The sequence below is a fragment of the Paenibacillus sp. Marseille-P2973 genome (assembly GCF_018101095.1).
GTDB classification, from domain to species: domain Bacteria; phylum Bacillota; class Bacilli; order Paenibacillales; family Paenibacillaceae; genus Fontibacillus; species Fontibacillus vini.
In genome coordinates this window covers 52,895-72,122 of sequence record NZ_JAGQEH010000017.1, presented here as the reverse complement: position 1 = coordinate 72,122, position 19,228 = coordinate 52,895, and the positions used below count along the sequence as shown (strand labels likewise).

General features: G+C 51.6%; 14 protein-coding genes and 1 pseudogene. 2 read left to right on the top strand and 13 right to left on the bottom strand.

Annotated features, from left to right (window positions below; translation table 11 throughout):
- The first annotated feature begins 101 nt into the window (after positions 1 to 101).
- Entirely contained in the window at positions 102 to 710 is a 609-nt protein-coding gene (locus tag KB559_RS22150) for a TetR/AcrR family transcriptional regulator (RefSeq protein ID WP_348772945.1), read from the top strand.
- 102 nt (positions 711 to 812) lie between these two features.
- Here the strand turns inward: KB559_RS22150 and KB559_RS22145 are convergent.
- Positions 813 to 902 (bottom strand): annotated as a pseudogene (locus KB559_RS22145) (CatA-like O-acetyltransferase); the annotation flags it as partial.
- A gap of 217 nt (positions 903 to 1,119) precedes the next feature.
- Positions 1,120 to 3,822, bottom strand: coding sequence for a ribonuclease R (gene rnr, locus KB559_RS22140; protein WP_211025191.1), 2,703 nt, complete (start codon positions 3,820 to 3,822; stop codon positions 1,120 to 1,122).
- Positions 3,823 to 4,101: 279 nt separating this feature from the next.
- Between rnr and KB559_RS22135 the strand changes: the two genes are divergently transcribed.
- Positions 4,102 to 5,610 (top strand): methyl-accepting chemotaxis protein, encoded by a 1,509-nt coding sequence (locus KB559_RS22135; RefSeq protein WP_211025189.1) that lies wholly within the window; start codon positions 4,102 to 4,104, stop codon positions 5,608 to 5,610.
- Between the two features lie 136 nt (positions 5,611 to 5,746).
- On the opposite strand, the gene KB559_RS22130 is transcribed toward KB559_RS22135, so the two are convergent.
- The 11 genes from KB559_RS22130 to KB559_RS22080 form a co-directional block, all read right to left on the bottom strand.
- Positions 5,747 to 6,304: a hypothetical protein gene (locus KB559_RS22130; RefSeq protein ID WP_211025187.1), complete on the bottom strand. Its 558-nt coding sequence runs from the start codon at positions 6,302 to 6,304 to the stop codon at positions 5,747 to 5,749.
- A gap of 228 nt (positions 6,305 to 6,532) precedes the next feature.
- Positions 6,533 to 6,766: a preprotein translocase subunit SecG gene (gene secG / locus KB559_RS22125; protein ID WP_211025185.1), complete on the bottom strand. Its 234-nt coding sequence runs from the start codon at positions 6,764 to 6,766 to the stop codon at positions 6,533 to 6,535.
- A gap of 120 nt (positions 6,767 to 6,886) precedes the next feature.
- Entirely contained in the window at positions 6,887 to 8,560 is a 1,674-nt protein-coding gene (locus tag KB559_RS22120) for a glycoside hydrolase family 13 protein (protein WP_211025183.1), read from the bottom strand.
- Between the two features lie 228 nt (positions 8,561 to 8,788).
- Complete coding sequence (locus KB559_RS22115; RefSeq protein WP_211025181.1) at positions 8,789 to 9,790, bottom strand: LacI family DNA-binding transcriptional regulator; 1,002 nt, start codon at positions 9,788 to 9,790, stop codon at positions 8,789 to 8,791.
- A 175-nt stretch (positions 9,791 to 9,965) separates the two neighbouring features.
- A complete protein-coding gene (gene eno, locus KB559_RS22110; RefSeq protein WP_211025179.1) occupies positions 9,966 to 11,252 on the bottom strand; it encodes a phosphopyruvate hydratase in 1,287 nt (428 codons plus the stop codon).
- Between the two features lie 377 nt (positions 11,253 to 11,629).
- Positions 11,630 to 13,177, bottom strand: a complete 1,548-nt coding sequence (gene gpmI, locus KB559_RS22105; protein WP_211025177.1) for a 2,3-bisphosphoglycerate-independent phosphoglycerate mutase — start codon at positions 13,175 to 13,177, stop codon at positions 11,630 to 11,632.
- 1 nt (position 13,178) lies between these two features.
- Positions 13,179 to 13,931 (bottom strand): triose-phosphate isomerase, encoded by a 753-nt coding sequence (gene tpiA / locus KB559_RS22100; protein WP_211025175.1) that lies wholly within the window; start codon positions 13,929 to 13,931, stop codon positions 13,179 to 13,181.
- A gap of 61 nt (positions 13,932 to 13,992) precedes the next feature.
- Positions 13,993 to 15,174 carry a phosphoglycerate kinase gene (locus tag KB559_RS22095; protein ID WP_211025173.1) on the bottom strand — a complete coding sequence of 394 codons (1,182 nt, stop codon included), beginning with the start codon at positions 15,172 to 15,174 and terminating at the stop codon, positions 13,993 to 13,995.
- A 235-nt stretch (positions 15,175 to 15,409) separates the two neighbouring features.
- The gene (gene gap / locus KB559_RS22090) at positions 15,410 to 16,420 is read right to left on the bottom strand and encodes a type I glyceraldehyde-3-phosphate dehydrogenase (protein WP_211025171.1); all 1,011 of its coding nucleotides are present in this window, start codon (positions 16,418 to 16,420) and stop codon (positions 15,410 to 15,412) included.
- Positions 16,421 to 16,523: 103 nt separating this feature from the next.
- The gene (locus KB559_RS22085) at positions 16,524 to 17,579 is read right to left on the bottom strand and encodes a sugar-binding transcriptional regulator (protein ID WP_211025168.1); all 1,056 of its coding nucleotides are present in this window, start codon (positions 17,577 to 17,579) and stop codon (positions 16,524 to 16,526) included.
- Positions 17,580 to 17,864: 285 nt separating this feature from the next.
- Positions 17,865 to 19,211 (bottom strand): glycoside hydrolase family 30 protein, encoded by a 1,347-nt coding sequence (locus KB559_RS22080; RefSeq protein WP_211025166.1) that lies wholly within the window; start codon positions 19,209 to 19,211, stop codon positions 17,865 to 17,867.
- Positions 19,212 to 19,228: the final 17 nt, after the last annotated feature.

Here is a 19,228-nt window from a genome sequence, read left to right as displayed (position 1 = left end):
TTCATATGTTATACTATACCTGCGGCTACCCCGCGTCAATGACTTTATGAAATATATTTATTAATACATTTCATAAATTATCTCTATTGCAGGAGGCAAAAGTGAACGAAAGCATGAACGGTTTTGAAAAAAGAGCTCAGCGCATCAAAGAAAAAATCCTTCGCGCCACCTTAAACCTGCTGCGGACCACGGACCCGAAGCGCATTCGGATCGCCGACATCTCCAAAGCGGCCAAAGTGTCACAGGTGACCATTTATAACTACTTCGGGAGCAAAGAGGCCCTGCTTCGGGACGTATTTATCGGCTACATCGACAAAGCGATCGCGGAATTCATTGAATTCATGGATGGCAAACATACGTTGAAAGAGAAGATCGAGTACATTATTTTTCTCGAAAAAGAAGCCTATAGTGACATCCCCCCTGGCGCCATCAAGGATCTTGTCGAAGACGATCCCGAACTCGGAGCCTATATCGAAAAGGTGTACCAGGAATTCACCACCCCACTCGTGACGCGCATAATTGAGGAAGGCAAAGCCAGCGGCGAAATCGCCCCTGACATGCCCTTGGAAAACGTGATGGCCTTCATCCAGCTCTACATGAACCAGTACCAAGCCATCCTCCACATGGCTGCCCAAAGCCCCGACCGGGACAAGTTCCTGGAGGGCATGGTGCAAATGTTCTTTTATGGCGTGTGCGGGAAACCTCAATAACCTTATTCCTTATGAAAAAGTGGCAGCCCAGGGAACCAAACATCAGATTCCGCAGGACTGCCACTTTTAATTATCTATTTATCGCCTCGGCTAGCTCGCCAGTCATGCAACACATTCATCCGCCATCCGCTGCAGCTCCTCAAACAACTCCCCGGCATGGTAACCGTCGCACACCGCATGATGCAGTTGTACCGATAAAGGGGACCAATGTGGCTCCTTCCTTTACTAAGTTTAACCGTCCTCCCCATATAGACAAATAACAGAAATGTCCACCTAAAAGTGGACACAAGGTACTTTTCCCTCTCGATGAACTATGAGCTAATCGTAATTCCCTACAGAATCACTACAGAACAGCAAAAAAGCCGGGAACGCGCAAAGCGGTACCCGGCTCATTGAATTGCCGACTTGGCTATTTTTTCTTCTTGCGCACGAACGCAGCCGTGCCGTTGCCGCCCTTGCCCTTGCCTCCCCGCTTCTTGCGCGGGGATGGCGCAGTGCCCTCGTCGGAGGCACCGGCTCCGCCGCCGACAAAAACTCCGCTCGCGGACGTCTTTTTCCGCCGCGAGCCCGAGCCCTTGCCGCCCTCTCCGGAGCGATAGCTTCCGGAGTCGCGGCTAAGTGCGGCCGGCCCGGGGGCGTAGCCGCCCTTGCCGGAGCCGAAGCCGAAGCTCACGGCCGGTGCGGATCCGCCGCCCCCCGAGGCCGTGTCGCTTCGGCGCCCGCCGGGCGCGTCGCTTCCGCCGCGGCCCGCACCGCGTTTGCCGCGCTTGCCGGAGCCCGGCGCTGCATCGGCTGCGCCACCACCGGCGCCGCCTCTCCCGGCTTTGCCGCCTCCGCGGCCCGGCTTGCCGGATGCGGCGAAGCCGCCCTTGCCGCCGCTGCGTTTGCCACCGCCGCGCCCGGCGCCTCCGGCGGCGCCAAATCCGCCGCCATTACCGTCTCTGCCGCCGTTCCCGTTCTCACGGCGGCGCGGCTTCATGTCGACCATCTCGAAATCGATCGTATGGTCGTCCATGTTTACGCGGGCTACGCGGATTTTCACCTCATCGCCGATGCGGTAAATTTTCGACGTGCGCTCGCCGATCAGCGCCATATGCTGCTCATGGAAGTGGTAATAATCATCCGTCATCGCACTGAGACGGATGAGCCCCTCCACCGTGTTCTCCAGCTCGATGAACATTCCGAAGCTCGTCACGCTGCTGATAATCCCGGGGAATTCTTCCCCGACCTTATCCAGCATGAACTCGGCTTTCTTCAACTGTTCTGTATCTCGCTCCGCGTCCACGGCGACCCGCTCCCGCTCGGACGATTGCTGCGCAATCTCCTGCATACGGCTGGCCAGGTATTCCTGCCGTGCTTCCGGCAGGGCCCCGCCATGCTCGATCACCTCGCGGATCACTCGGTGGATCACCAAATCCGGATAACGGCGGATCGGAGAAGTAAAATGCGTGTAGAATTCCGCCGCCAACCCGAAGTGACCCGTGCTTTCGGCGTCATACTTCGCCTGCTTCATGGACCGCAGCATCATCGTGCTGATGACCGTCTGCTCCTTCGTGCCTTGGATATCCTCCAGCAGCGTCTGCAGCGCGCGCGGATGCACCTTGTTGCCTTTTCCGCCCTTAACGGCATAACCAAAATTGGCTACAAAAGCCATGAAGTTCATTAATTTTTCCTGATCGGGGTCTTCATGAATCCGGTAAATGAACGGCACTTTGAGCCAATGGAAATGCTCCGCTACCGTTTCGTTCGCCGCAAGCATAAATTCCTCGATGATCTGCTCCGCAATCGAGCGCTCCCGTTTAACGATGTCGATCGCCTTGCCGTTCTCGTCGACGATCACCTTCGATTCCTCAAAGTCGAAATCGACGGCCCCGCGACGCATCCGGTTGCTACGCAGCTTCAGCGCGAGCTCGCGCATCAGCTCGAACGTATCGCCCAGATGGCTGTAGCGTTCCGTCACCTCCGGGTCTTCCTTCTGCAGAATCTTGCGCACGTTTGTGTACGTCATCCGTTCTGTCGTCCGGATCACGCTTGTGAATATATCGTGCTTCACAACCTTCATCTGCTCGTCGAATTCCATCTCGCAGGAAAGCGTAAACCGGTCGACCTTTGGATTGAGCGAGCAGATGCCGTTCGACAAGCGATGCGGCAGCATCGGAATGACCCGGTCGACCAAATACACGCTGCATCCGCGGTTATAGGCCTCCTGATCCAGCTTCGAGCTCTCGCGCACGTAATAGCCTACGTCCGCGATATGTACGCCGAGCTGGATGTTGCCGTTCGGCAGCCGCTCCACATGGACCGCATCGTCGAGGTCCTTGGCGTCCTCGCCGTCGATCGTCACGATCACCTTGTTCCGGAGATCCCGCCGCCCCTGCTTGGCGATCTCTTCCTCGGCGATCACATCCGGCGCCTCCTGAGCTTCCGCCATCACGTCGTCGGGGAACGCTTCCGGCAGCTGGTGCTTGCGGATGATCGACAGAATATCGACTCCCGGGTCATCCATATGCCCCAGAATCTCGATAACTTCGCCTTCCGCCGCCGAGCGCCCTTCCGGGTAATTGATGATACGGGCTACAACCTTTTCCCCGTTCACGGCCCCGCCGAAGTTCTCCTGCGCAATAAAAATATCCCGGTTAATCCGTTTATCGTCCGGAATCACGAAACCGTATGTCTCGTTGTGCTGGAATACGCCGACCACCTGGGTCACCGCCCGGTTGACGATCCGCACAACCTCGCCCTCCAGCTTGCCGCCTCCCGCGCTCTTTGAGCTGACACGTACCAGTACCGTGTCTCCGTTCATCGCGCTTTTCAGATCGTTCGCATGGACATAAACGTCCGGATGCTCCCGATCCTCAGGGATCAGGAAGGCGAACCCTTTGGCATGGGCCTGTAAGCGGCCCCGCACCAAATCCATCCGCTCAGGCACGCCGTAACGGTTGGTCCGCGTCAGAATAATCTGTCCCGACTGCTCCAGCCGGTTCAGCAGCTTCAGGAATTCCTTGAACTCGGCAGCATCTGTAATTTGAAAATGCTCCTCCAGCTCCTGGTATGTCATTGGTTTATACGCCGTCTCCCGCATAAATGCGAGCAGCTCTGTTTCTGTTATCATGCTCTCACCTCGGCCGGCCTGTCCACCGGCAAATATTATTTGTGTACGATAATTTCCATGAATTACCCTTCATGTATATACCCTAGTATACACGAAATCAACCTCCGGCATCCGTTTCCCGCTTCTTTCGGAATTGACACCTTTTCACAAGGGAAATAAACTTCAAACCGCGTCTGAAAAAGTTTTTCAATCGGAATACTGGAACCCCCTAAATTTTCCACCACAAAATGCCGAAAAAATGATAGGATAAAATATCCAATCATAAGCAAAGGAGTATATATGGACAATCTAAGCATTTTACAACGACGCAACAAATTGTTTGTCAAAATCATCTGGATCATGGTCGCCTTGGGCGTAGTGACCGACCTGATGATCGGTGTCGAAACCGCCATGCTCATTACGCTGATTGCGGTCGGCGGAATTTGCTGCTCTATCGCCACCTATATGACGTATTTCAACAAGGGCACTCGTTACGTCATGTTCGTTATTCCCACCATTGCTTCCCTGCTCACCTTCCTGCTGATCTACCAAGATCCCGAACCGCTGATTAGCACCTACTTACTTGTTTATGTGAACATCGGATTAATGACGCTGTATTCCAACTATAAGCCGATTGTCTTTGCGGGAGTTCTCGGCCTGATCCTTACTACATACTTTTATTACACCCCATTTTTCCATGATAAAATGTTCTCCCGGGAGCCGTTAAGCTATCTGTTGCTCTTCCTCATTTTCGCTACCGTGGCGCTTGCCTTCGCGGCCCGTTTCAGCGAACGGCTGCAGAAGACCGTAATGGACAAGCAAAGGGATACCGAGCTCGCCAAACAACGCGGGGACGAAATTCTGGCCCGTTTGCAAACCTCTCTCGAAGTACTCAACCGGCTTAGCGGTCAGTTGCGTGACAATGTGAATGTTACCGGCTCCATCTCCAAGGAGATTACGGTTACCTTCGGCAGTGTCTCCGCCACGATGGAACGTCAGACCCATGGGCTGCAGGATACGGCTAAATCCGTGCATGAGGTCGAAGACATCGTCGAGAACGCCGCAGACAGTTCTACCACCTTACAACAGCTTTCCCGGGAAATGCTTCAGAATACCGAAGCCGCAGGAAGCCGGATGTCCTCCTTATCGGACAAAATACATAATTTGCAGTCTGTAATTTCCGCAACTGTAACCCAGATGAACCATTTAAGTGACCAGAACCAGCAAATCAGCCAAATCGTCGATACGATCCAAGGGATCTCCAAGCAGACGAATTTGTTAGCCATGAACGCAGCCATCGAGGCGGCCCATGCCGGAGAGCACGGCAAAGGCTTCGCTGTAGTTTCGGCGGAAATCCGTAAGCTGGCTGAAAATTCCCGTCAGGCTACCGATTTGATCAACAACATCCTGGCTGACGTCATTAACAAAATCAACAACGTAGCCGAGCAAATCTCTGTCGGCCATGAAGCGATCGATATCGGCAAGGAAGAAGCGAAGGAAGTTCAAGCCTATGTCGGAAAAGTCGGCGACAACGCCCTGTCCGTCAGCCAGCAGTCCGATAATGTGGACGGCTCTGTCAAACAAATGCAAGAGAACTACGCTCGTATCATGTCGGAAGTGCTCTCCGTGGCCGAAGGCACCGAGCATAATATGAGCGCAACCGAAGAAATACTGGCAGGCATCGAAGCCCAGGATGCCAAGATCCGCGAAATCGTTCAGCATTATGAAGATTTGGACAATCTGATTTTGTCGCTGTCCAAGCTGGCTTCCCAGGATAACAAGGAACAGTCCGCTGGCAGTAAGGCGTAAGTAGACGGTTCTGAATTCCGCCGAGATTACTTAAGTCAGGAACGGGGTGCCCGCCATATCCATGTTCAATGGTGTGGTAGACGCCCCGTTTTTTTGCTCAAAATATATGTATGTAAGTGGATCACTACTCCGGCGATTATACTACCGGCATATGTTGTCTGTTGACCGTTTCCATGAACCAGTCATAGCGTTCTTTATTCTCATAGAACTCTGACGCGTGAATGATGGCCGGAATCACATCGGCTCCCTTATAAAATACTCGCTGCCCCACCTTTGACATGGGTACATGAAAAGATATTTTCAACGCCCGGAACAAGAGTGGCTCAAGCAAAGTGACATAATTACGGATCTTATGACTTTCGGCAAACAGGACGATCGTGGCCAGCAGGCGATCCAGGTTTTTTCCCCTATGTTCTTTATGGAGCGCAACTTTATCCACCTCCACGACATGCTCCGGATCGGCGAGAATGGCCGGATGCGCTTGGAACGGAGCCAGCCGGTTTAGGCCATCAGCCTCTATAGAATAGGGTTTCATCTCCACCGTTGCCACCGGTAAATCCTTCTCATTATAGACCAGGCACCGTCCGAGAACCTTTTCGGCGAATTCCAATTCAAACCCTTGCTCTAACCACGCCTCCGTCCAAATTCCGTTAAAGATCATCTCTTCTTCTAATGTCTCCACTAGCTTGTACATATTTGGGTCTCCTCTTCTCTCTCTTTCAGGAAATTCCAGTAAGGAATTCTCTGGGAGTCTTTGTTTATACCAAAATTGTAATATTTTAACGCTAGGGAGACAATAGAATGAATCTCTTTTTTATGAAATTTTCAACTTTTTTCCTTATCCTCTTCATTTCCCGCTTCTGTCGCAAAACACAAAAAAGCCTCCGTTTCTCAAGGAAACGAAGGCTTCTTCCATTTAAATTTAACCTTGCACAACAGCGACTACGATCGACAGGATAAAGAAACCAGCTGCCACTCCAATCGTTACCCGTTCCAGAACGAGTTCCATACCGCGTGCTTTCGACTTGCCGAAAAGATGTTCCGCACCCCCGGAGATGGCACCGGAAAGACCCGCGCTCTTCCCTTTTTGCAGCAGAACGACTGCGATCAGAGCAATAGAGAAAATAATGAGCAGTACTTCCAAAAAGATATTCATCCAATCCACCTCCTAAGTGAGAACACTTCGAAATCTATTTTCGTTAAACCTAATCATAAACAAATACAAAAACAGCATTATCATTATACCATTGCCCGTCGGGAATAACAACCGGTATCCTTATTTTACGCCTTGAAGTTTATAAACCCGTGCTTCATAAGGCCGCAGGGATAACTGGTGGAAATCCTCGTCTACCGAAACCTCGTAATTTCCGATAAGGAGTTCTTTGCTTTGGAAGCGGATCTCTTGATCCAGCTTGAAATCCGCCGGCTTTTCATAGAAATTCAGAACTACCAGCAGTTGTTCCTCGCCCAAGGTCCGGGTAAAAGCATAAATCTGCTCGTTTTCTTCATTAAGGATCGCGTATTTGCCATAGACAATAATATCATGTTGTTTACGCAGCTCGATCAATTTCTTGTAGTAATGGAACACCGAATTTGGATCGTTCAGAGCAAGCTCCACATTAATCTCTTTATAGTTCGGGTTTACGGCGAGCCAAGGGGTACCGGTAGTGAACCCGGCTTGGGCTTCCCCGTTCCATTGCATCGGCGTTCTTGCATTGTCGCGGCCCTTCGCATAGATCGATTCCATGATCTCGGCAGCGTCATGCCCTTTGCTCAGGTAGTCTTTATACATATTAAGCGTTTCGATGTCCTGGTACTCTTCGATCGTTTCGAACCGGACATTGGTCATGCCGATTTCCTCACCTTGATAAATATACGGCGTGCCTTGAAGAGTATGCAGCAGCGTGGCCAGCATTTTGGCCGACACGTTGTGATGCTCCCCGTCATGGCCGAAACGGGACAGCAGGCGCGGCTGATCATGATTGTTCAGGTAAATACTGTTCCAGGCTTTCCCCTCCAGCTTGGTTTGCCATTTGCTTACGATCTCTTTAAAGCGGGTCAGCTTCCACGGCGCAACCTCCCACTTGCCGGTCGGCCCCGAATCGATGCCCATCAGCTCGAATTGGAACACCATATTCAGCTCTTTTCCGTCGCTTCCGGCAAACAAAACTGCGTCCTCCGGCGTCACGTCGACCGTCTCCCCGACCGTCATGATATCGTATTTGGACAGCACTTCCCGGTTCATCTCCTGCAAAAACTCATGCACGCGCGGTCCGTTGATGTAATGCTCCCCGCTTCCCGATCCGTCCGAGCTGTCCGGTAACCCCGGCTCCTTGGAGATCACGTTGATAACGTCCATCCGGAATCCGTCGATGCCTTTGTCCAGCCACCAGGTCATCATATCGTATACCTCGCGGCGAAGCTTCGGATTCTCCCAATTCAAGTCCGGCTGTTTGGTGGAGAATAGATGCAAGTAATACTCGTCTGTTTGGGCATCGTATTGCCAAGCCGGGCCGCTGAAGAAGGAACCCCAATCGTTAGGCTCCTTGCCGTCTTTACCCGGGCGCCAAATATAGTAGTCGCGGTACTCATTATCCTTGGACTTGCGGGACTCGACGAACCAGGCGTGCTCATCCGAGCTGTGGTTGACGACCAGGTCCATAATCAGCTTCATCCCCCGCTCATGCAGGCCGGCAAGCAGCTCTTCCCAGTCCGCCATCGTTCCGAACTCATGCATGATTCCTTGGTAGTTACTGATATCATATCCGTTATCGTCATTCGGTGACTCGTACACCGGGCACAGCCATACTACGTCGATTCCGAGCGTTTTCAAGTAATCCAGTTTGGAGATGATCCCTTGCAGATCCCCGATCCCATCTCCATTGCTATCCATAAAGCTGCGAGGATAAATTTGATATACGACGCTTTCCTTCCACCATTTCTTCTCCATAGTGGTGCCTCCTTCATTTTCTGTACTTTATTATTACCCTTTGACTTGGTTTCTAGATGGCTTGTTTTCAATGTTTTCAAGTACGTAAACGTTTACCCTTTAAACATGCCTTGCCTTCCCGGTCCTCTGTAAAAGTAACCAGTCCAACAAGACATGTGCCGGTAGATGATGGGCACAGCCGGGAACACCCGTTGCAAGGGAGTCGGATAGTCAACATCTACCGTTACTTCAACGCTTCTTGACCGTCTGCCGCTCGATTACCCGGTGCGGCACGACTTCGCTGTCCGCCGGCTGCCCGGTGGCGAGCATCTCGATCAGCTTCTCCGAGGCCATCCGTCCCATCTCATGAAGCGGCTGAGCCACCGTCGTAAGCGGCGGGTTGCTCATCTCGGCCAGCTTCAGGTTGTCGTAGCCGATGACGGCCAGCTGATCCGGGACGGCGATGCCGAGCCTCGCCGCTACAGAGATGACGGCAATCGCCATCTCGTCCCCGGCGGCGAATACCGCCGTCACCTCGGGCGAGGCCGTAAGCAGCCGCTCCGCAGCCCGGCAGCCGCCTTCGAACGTGAAGCCGCCGTCTTGCACATGGTCCTCCCGAAGCGGGAGACCATGATCCCGCAGCGCTTGGCGGAAGCCCTCATATCGCGGCTGGCCCGCGATCCTATCGCTCTCGCCGCCGCCGATCATCGCGATCTCCCGGTGCCCCTGGGAGATCAAATAGGCGGCCGCATCATAGGCCGCCTGCCGGTCATCGACTTTGATGAACGGTACGTCATCCCAGTCCGACTTTGTCGCCACCAGGACCAGTGGCACTCCCATAGCCTGGACGGCTTCATAATATTCCGGCTCCAGTATGCCGCTGGAATAAATAATTCCGTCCACCCGCTTCTCCCGCAGCACCTGCAAATATTTCATCGTCCGCTTCCCGTCTTCCGCGGTATTGCAAACGATGACGCTATAGTTGTGCTTATGGGCCACTTCCTCGATGCCGTGCAGAATCTCGGACGAGAATGAACTGGACACGCTGGGGAACAAAACGCCAATGGTCTCCGTCCGCCTATTCACAAGCCCTCGGGCAATGGCGTTGGGCTGGTACCCTAACTCTTCCACAGCTTGCTCCACTCTACGTTTCGTTTCCTCAGAATACCCTGGCAAGTTATTCAGAACACGGGATACCGTCGCCACCGATACGCCTGCCTGTTTAGCCACGTCCTTGATTGTTGAGCTCATCGACATACCTTCTCCAATTCGTGCTTGATCTTATCCACTTTGAATCGCAATGTTTACGTAAACGTTTACCTTTATGAATTTACTATAAATAACACGTTCCCTATTGTCAATTTAGTTTTCGCCTAACCAAAAAGACCCACCCGAATCAAATTCGGATGGGTCCTTGACGCTTATATTAGTGTTTCAGGTTGTAGAAAGATTTCAAGCCGTTGTATTGAGCCAGTTCGCCCAGTTGGTCCTCGATGCGGAGCAATTGGTTGTACTTCGCAATACGGTCGGTACGGGAAGGCGCACCGGTTTTGATTTGGCCTGCATTCGTAGCAACCGCGATGTCAGCGATCGTGCTGTCTTCGGATTCGCCGGAACGGTGAGAGATAACTGCTGTGTAGCCTGCGCGTTTCGCCATTTCGATCGCGTCGAATGTTTCAGTCAGCGTACCGATTTGGTTTACTTTGATCAGGATCGAGTTACCGATGCCGTCTTTGATACCTTTTTCAAGACGCTCAGTGTTAGTTACGAACAAGTCGTCGCCAACGAGTTGGATTTTGTTGCCCAATTTTTCAGTGAGCAATTTCCAACCTTCCCAGTCGTCTTCGGAGCAGCCGTCTTCGATCGTGATGATCGGATATTTGTCAACCCAAGAAGACAAGAGGTCAACGAATTCAGCAGGCGTGAAGGATTTGCCTTCGCCTTCGAGATGGTATTTGCCATCTTTGAAGAACTCAGTGGAAGCTACGTCCATACCCAGGAATACGTCAACGCCTGGTTTGTAGCCGGCTTTTTCAATGGCTTCCATGATCGAGGACAAAGCGTCTTCGTTGGAAGAGAAGTTAGGAGCAAAACCGCCTTCGTCGCCTACAGCTGTGTTCAAGCCTTTAGCTTTCAGAACGGATTTCAGGTTGTGGAAAATTTCTGCGCCTGTGCGAAGAGCTTCTTTGAATGTAGGAGCGCCTACAGGCAATACCATGAACTCTTGTACGTCAACGTTGTTGTCGGCATGTGCGCCGCCGTTTACGATGTTCATCATTGGAACTGGCAGTTGTTTAGCATTGAATCCGCCGAGGTATACATACAAAGGCAGGTCCAAAGCGTCAGCAGCAGCGCGGGCTACGGCCATCGAAACAGCCAGGATTGCGTTTGCGCCGAGTTTGCCTTTGTTGTGCGTGCCGTCCAAAGCGATCATCAATTTGTCGATGCCGAGTTGGTCAAGCGCGTCCATACCGATTACTTCAGGGGCGATGATTTCGTTCACGTTCTCAACGGCTTTCAATACGCCTTTACCGAGGTAACGAGATTTGTCTTCGTCGCGAAGCTCAACAGCTTCGTGAGCGCCGGTGGAAGCACCGGATGGAACGATTGCGCGTCCGATTGCGCCGGACTCCAGATATACTTCAACTTCTACAGTCGGGTTGCCGCGGGAGTCGAGGACTTCGCGTGCGTATACGTCAGAAATAATAGTCATTGTATATTCTCCTTTGTGGGTTATAGTAATAGATTGCTATTCGTAAGTTTAACCAAAAATACTGTAACGGACACCAGAGCCGCTATTTAAGCCAAACCGGGCTATTTCAAAACCTAACGGACACCAGAGCTCTTAATGGTCTACTTTGATCGGAAAGCACCACTTCAACCAACAGATAAGGGCTGCCATGTCCTTTAAAAAATATAACTTGGCGTTTCGGGCGTTTTAACGTCCGTGGTGTCCGTTAGCCTGCCGCAAAAGCAAAGCAGGTCAGGGGATCAAGACAATCCTTAAGGGACCGGACCACTGCCTAGGTTGTGCACTACCTCTGCAAGCCAGTCCCTTCGGCTTGCTCCTCCTGGCGCAACATGACTACCTTAAGCCTTGCGGCTCGCGATCATCGATTGACCGGTCATTTCCGCCGGTTTCGGCAGACCCATCAAATCGAGGAGTGTTGGAGCCACGTCGGCCAAAATGCCGCTTTCGCGCAGGATTACGTTCTCGTCAGTTACGATGAACGGAACCGGGTTGGTTGTATGCGCCGTGAACGGACGACCATTCTCGTCGAATACCATATCCGCGTTACCGTGGTCAGCGATGATAATAACAACGCCGCCTTTGGCTTTAACCGCGTCTACGACTTTACCAACGCATTCGTCGGTCACTTCTACCGCTTTCTTCGTCGGCTCCAGCATGCCGGAGTGTCCGACCATGTCCGGATTGGCGAAGTTCAAAATGATCGCATCATGCTTGTCGGCTTCAATTTCCTTCACGCAGGCTTCAGCCACTTCATAAGCGCTCATTTCAGGCTTCAGGTCATAGGTAGCTACCTTCGGCGAATTGATCAGGATGCGTGTTTCGCCCGGAAGCTCAACATCGCGTCCGCCGCTGAAGAAGAACGTGACATGCGGGTATTTCTCGGTTTCCGCGATTCGAAGCTGCTTCTTGCCTTGCTGTACGAGCACTTCACCGAACGTATTATCCAGGTTCTTAGGCGAGTAAGCCACATAACCTTCCACGGTTTCGGCAAACAGAGTCAAGCAGACAAAGTGCAGATCTTTCGGGAATTTCGGTCCGCGGTCGAAGCCGTGGAAATCCTGGTTCGTGAACACGTTGGACAGCTGAATCGCGCGGTCCGGACGGAAGTTCAGGAACACGACGGAGTCGCCGGATTCCACCAAAGCAATCGGTTGGTCATGTCCGTCGACAATGACCGTAGGCATCACGAATTCGTCGAATACCGATTTCTCGTACGATTCCGTTACGGCCGTAATCGGATCGGTATATTTCGGGCCTTCGCCGTATACCATCGCACGGTACGATTTTTCAACGCGTTCCCAACGCTTGTCGCGGTCCATCGCATAGTAGCGGCCTTGTACCGTGGCAATTTTGCCCACGCCCACTTCTTCGATTTTGGCAATCAAACGCTCGATGAAGCCTTTCGCACTGTCCGGAGCAACGTCCCGGCCGTCAAGGAAAGCATGGATATACACGTCGTGCATATCTTCCTTCTTCGCCAGGTCGAGCATCGCGAACATATGATCAATGTGGCTGTGCACGCCGCCGTCGGACAGAAGGCCGTACAAGTGCAGCTTCTTACCCTTCGACTTCGCGCTGCGAACCGCATTTACCAGCGTTTCGTTTTGGAAAAACTCACCTTCGCGGATCGACTTGGAAATGCGGGTCAAGTCTTGATAAACGATCCGGCCGGCGCCGATGTTCAAATGGCCTACTTCGGAGTTCCCCATTTGGCCTTCCGGCAAGCCTACGGCTTCACCGCAAGCGGTAAGGGTTGTGTTCGGATACTCCTTCAGGTAACGATCGTAGTTAGGCTTGTTTGCCTGAGCTACCGCGTTGCCTTCCACTGTATTCCGAAGTCCGAAGCCGTCCATGATGATCAGTGCTACTGGTTTTGGAGTGGCCATCTTACTTTGCCCCCTCGACCAATTGGATATAGGATGCCGGTTGCAGACTTGCGCCGCCCACGAGAGCGCCGTCGATGTCGCTTTGGCCCATATATTCCTTCACGTTTTCAGGTTTTACGCTGCCGCCGTATTGGATACGGATCTTGTCGGCCACTTCAGAGCTGTACAGATCTTTCACCAGACTGCGGATATAAGCGATTACTTCGTTGGCATCCTGAGAAGTGGAGGATTTGCCGGTGCCGATCGCCCAAATTGGTTCGTAGGCGATAACGACTTGTTCGGCTTGCTCCGCGGACAGTCCTTTCAGAGCCGCTTCGGTTTGAACCTTCACGACATCCTTCGTTTGGCCTGCTTCGCGTTCTTCCAGCTTCTCGCCGACGCAAGGAATCGGAGTCAATCCATGCTTGAATGCGGCATGAACCTTTTTATTCACGATCTCGTCGGTTTCTGCAAAATAAGCGCGGCGCTCGGAGTGTCCGATAATGACATAGTCTACGCCCAACTCTTTCAGCATTCCGCCGCTAATTTCACCGGTGAATGCACCTTCGTCTTCGAAATGCAGGTTTTGAGCGCCAATTTTGATCGACGTTCCTTTGGCCGCTTCGACCAAAGCCGGAAGATTGGTGAACGGAGCGCAAATCACGCTCTCTACGCCTTCTACTTCCGCTTTCCCTTTAATGTCTTCGAAGAAAGCTTTTGCTTCGGAAACGGTTTTGAACATCTTCCAGTTCCCGGCGATAATAGGTGTTCTCATTGAGCACACTCCTTCAAACTTATAGGTACCTCAAATAGTCACTTTTTGAGCTTCAAGAATCTTACTTATCGTTCAGAGCCACAACGCCCGGAAGCGCCTTGCCTTCCATGAACTCCAGGGAAGCGCCGCCGCCTGTGGAGATGTGGTCCATCTTGTCGGCCAATTTGAATTTCTCTGCAGCTGCCGCGGAATCGCCGCCGCCGATAATCGTATAGCCTTCAGTTGTTGCGCAAGCTTCAGCCACTTCTTTTGTACCGTTTGCGAAAATATCGATTTCGAATACGCCCATCGGTCCGTTCCAAACGACCAATTTGGAGTTCTTGATGACATCAGCGTAAAGAGCGCGAGTTTTCGGTCCGATGTCCACGCCTTCCCAATCTGCAGGAATGCTGTCGATGTCCACTTCTCTGTGGTTAGCATCGGCGCTGAAGTCATCAGCAATGACAACGTCAACCGGCAGCATGAAGTTCTTGCCGAGTTTCTTGGCCTTCTCGATAAAGCCGAGCGCTACGTCAAGCTTGCTGTCATCCAGCAACGATTGACCGATCTCGTAACCTTGAGCTTTAAAGAAGGTATAAGTAAGACCGCCGCCGATCAGCACGTTATCCGCAATGTTAAGCAGGTTGTCGATAACATCGATTTTGTCCTTAACTTTGGAACCGCCGATGATCGCTGTGAAAGGACGATCCGGATTCGACAACGCTTTGCCGAGAACGGACAATTCTTTTTCCATCAACAAGCCGGATACAGCCGGAATTTGGTGAGCGATGCCTTCTGTCGATGCATGCGCACGGTGAGCGGCGCCGAACGCGTCGTTCACGAACAGATCAGCCAGCTCGGCAAATTGTTTTGCAAGCTCCGGATCGTTCTTTTCTTCGCCCGGATAGAAACGGACGTTTTCAAGCACGAGCACGTCGCCGTTGTTCATAGCGTCAACTTTCGCTTTTACCGCTTCGCCGATTGCTTCGTCAGCTTTGGCTACTTCTTTCCCGAGCAATTCGCCAAGGCGTTTAGCAGGCAGCGTCAAACGCATATCTTCGTTCACTTGGCCTTTTGGACGTCCCAAGTGGCTAGCCAGGATCACTTTCGCGCCATTTTCGATCAAATACTTAATCGTCGGCAGCGTCTCGCGAATCCGGGTATCATCCGTAATTTTGCCATCTTGCATAGGTACATTGAAATCTACGCGGACAAACACGCGTTTGCCGGTTACTTCCACATCACGTACACTTTTCTTATTCATCTCCACGTTCCTCCTATAGGTATGCGCGGCGCCCACCAGGGCTTGAGCACAGACAGGCTGCGCATTTCCGTTGCGACTTCGACTCTTGATTTCTCTCCTAAGCGGTACTACTTCTCTTTTTATATAAAAAAACGGTGTGTGTGTGAATGTCGGATTACATATAAAACCATGAACCAAAGAGGAGTCCTCCATAAAGGTTGCTCCTCTTCGGTAATGTTATCAAGGAAAAACGATATTACTTAACTTTTTTTGCGAAGTATTCCAAAGTACGAACCAATTGAGCAGTGTAGGACATTTCGTTGTCATACCAAGCAACCGTTTTAACCAGTTGTTTGTCGCCAACAGTCAATACTTTAGTTTGTGTAGCGTCGAACAGGGAACCGAAAGTCATACCTTTGATGTCCGAAGATACGATTTCGTCTTCTGTGTAGCCATAAGTTTCTGGGTCGGAAGCAGCTTTCATAGCTTCGTTGATTTCAGCTGCAGTTACTTTCTTCTCAAGAACAGTAACGAGCTCAGTCAGGGAACCAGTTGCAACTGGAACGCGTTGAGCCGCGCCATCCAATTTGCCTTGCAGTTCAGGGATAACCAGGCCGATAGCTTTTGCAGCGCCAGTTGTGTTAGGGATGATGTTCTCAGCAGCAGCACGAGCACGACGGAAGTCGCCTTTCGCATGCGGAGCATCCAAAGTGTTTTGGTCGCCAGTGTAAGCGTGGATCGTAGTCATCAAGCCTTCAACGATACCGAATTTGTCTTGAAGCGTCTTAGCCATAGGAGCCAAGCAGTTCGTTGTGCAAGATGCACCGGAAATAACGGTTTCCGAACCGTCAAGGATTTCATGGTTTACGTTGTAAACGACAGTTTTCATATCGCCTGTAGCAGGTGCGGAGATAACGACTTTCTTAGCTCCGCCTTTCAGGTGAAGCTCAGCTTTTTCTTTAGTAGTGAAGAAGCCTGTGCACTCAAGCACGATGTCTACGCCAAGCTCGCCCCAAGGCAATTCTTCAGGGTTGCGGTTAGCAAGAACTTTAACTTCTTTGCCGTTTACTTTGAAGAAGCCGTCATGTACTTCAACTTCGCCGTCGAACTTGCCTTGCGTCGTATCATATTTCAACAAATGAGCCAACATTTTTGCGTCTGTCAGGTCATTGATTGCTACTACTTCGATGCCTTCCACATTTTGAATACGGCGGAAAGCCAGGCGTCCGATACGTCCAAACCCGTTAATACCAACTTTTACACTCATGAATAGATCCTCCCAGTGTTTTTTTTATTATTCAAGACAGGCTGAATAACCCGCCATGAGTAAACCATTTAATAAACTTTCTTGTTTTGAGTGCGGAAAAGAGTTATTCCGCTTTGCGGCTCTCGCTTCGCTCGATCTCTTCCACGATTTCCTCCGCCGCGGCTTCATCGATCACAAGAATATCTTCGTGCCCGAATTTCAGCACGGCAAGAATGGCCTTCGCCTTGCTCTTACCGCCCGCGATGCCAATGACGGTTTCGGTACTCTTGATGTCTTCCAGCCGAAGACCCAGAGTCAGCATTTTGTGAACGACAACGCCATTTTCATCAAAATAGTATCCGAATGATTCCGCTAACGCGCCTTCCTTCTGCAGCTCTTGGACCACGGAAGATTCCAATTTGCGGCGGCGCGCCATCTCCATAGCATCACCGATTCCATGAATGATAATCCGCGCCTCGCGGATCATCTCTACGATATCGTGGATGTTAGGATCGCCTACGAGCGACTCGTACGCTTCTTTTCCGAGCAAATCAGGCACATGCAGCAGACGATACCCTGCTCCAAGCCGTTTTGCCATCCCGGAGGCAATCGTGTTGGCCTGTATCTCCAGACTTTCACCCAATCCGCCTCTCGCCGGCACAAACCAACATTGCTTCAGCGAAAGATTTGCCGGCGGGCTAAGTTGCTCCGCTACCTCGGCAATAGTAGAACCGCCGGTAACCGCAACTACGTCCTGGCTGCTCATGGCGCTTAGCAGAGCTTTGGCTCCTGCCCGGCCCAGTTCCTTCTTCGTCAGCGGGGAAGCCTCGCTGTCGCCAGGAACGATAACAACCTTACGAAGTCCGAAAGCCTTCTGAATTCTTTCTTCCAGATTGGATAATCCGAAGATTTCCTTAACGATCGGCTCCAAAGCCTCCAGCAGTTTCCTGCCCGAATCACTGATTCTCATGCCTATATTCTCGATTTCAATCAGGCCCTGAGCCTTCAGGAGATCCGTCTCGGCCCGCAACACTCGTTCTGTCATGTTCAGCGATACCGCAAGCGTTCTGCGGCCAATCACGTCCGACAACAAGATCTGGTGAAGAATGGTATACCTTTTCTTGAGAATTTCCATGAGATCAGGAAGAAGCTGCTTTTGCATTTCCAAAATAGTTCGCATGCTTTCCACTCCTGCAAGCTTCGTCTTCTCTCTCCTTCTCCTTGGTCCTAAAATGTCCCGGGTAAACTTTTTAAGTCCCACTGATATTCTAACCAATTTTTAGCTCTGATGCAAGCCTGACGTCCGTATAATTTACATTCTCGCCAAAGCCTATGCATAGCCTGATTTCGAACCTTTGGGGGATGGGCCCAGACAATAAAAAGGCTCCTTAGTGTTGTAATAGACGTCTTACCATCTATCCGACCATAAGGAGCGTTGCTCTTAAACTACATATATCCGTAAGCTTTAAAAGGCCGCTTTAATTGATATCGCGCTTTTAGGGGCCATCGAGAAGGAGAGTTCCGCTTCTCCTCGCAGCCGGAGTGATACATTCTCTACACCCTCCCCATCATTAAACAAAACGACGGCAATTGAATCATCCGTATTTTTGAAGGCGACGGAGCGAATGTGGTCTCCGGAGCTGTCGGAGTGTATTCGCACCGCTTTAGGGCGGATGATCTTGCTGAAATGCGCCAGCGCGTAGTAATCCAGCGTATAGGTCAGCTCGCGGGTTTGCTGATTGACCGTCACGATGCCGCGGCAAGTACTGCGCCCGAATCCCGGCACCACCGGGCCGTTGTTTTCATCGAGGGCCATGTTCCATAACACGAACGATTTGCTATGATTCCGTAGGATCTCGATCCCCGTCCGGAACACATTGGAGAAGGCCGGCTCGAAGGCAGGAATCCATTCTCCGCCCGATCCTTCGGTGAAATGAACTTCCTTGGCCGGAAAAGCCCGGCTGACCTCGCTCTGTGCCGACGCCTGACCTCCGTACCAGTGCCAGGCCACGCCGTCCACCTCTTCCTCCGCTTGGTTCAGCACCGTCAGCGGGTACTCCGGTTTATCCCAGTTGTGATCATAACAGAGAATCTTGGTGGAAATTCCATTCCGCCGGAAGGCAGGCTTTAGAAAATCTTTGATGAACTCACTCTGTACTTCAGGCAGCATCAGCATGCCGGGGTAATGTCCCGGAACAAATAACGGTTCATTCTGCGGAGTTATGGCATAGATCTGAAGCCCGTTCTCTGCGTAGGCCTGAATATACCGTACAAAATACTCCGCATACGCTTCATAATATTCTCTCTTCAGCTCCCCGCCGATCATGGAGCCGCTTGTCTTCATCCAGCCCGGCGCACTCCATGGCGAAGCCATCAGCTTGAGTTCCGGATTCCACTTTACCGCCTGCCGCAGCAATGGAATGATGTCCTGCTCGTCATGGGCGATCGAAAACCGGTTTAACGCCGGATCCGTTTCTCCCTGGGGAAGATCATCGTAGCTGTACATTTCCCTAGCATAGTCCGAAGCTCCCATGGGGTTACGAACCACCGAAAGCCCGATCCCCTCATTTGGATCAAACAGTCTCTGCATTACTTCCGCTTGCTGCTCCTCATTCAAAATCTGGTTCATCAAAAAGGCGGCTGAATCGGTAAAAGAGGCTCCAAAGCCGTCCATTTCTTGAAAAGTCCGGGTTTCATCCAAAGCCACCCGGACGGCTTCCACACCGATGTCAGCCGGCGTCAATTCCTGAGGGGATTTCTTGATGAACAGCTCGCGTTCTCCCAAAGATTCATATATCGTAAGCTCCTGCATGCTGTGTCCCTCCGTTT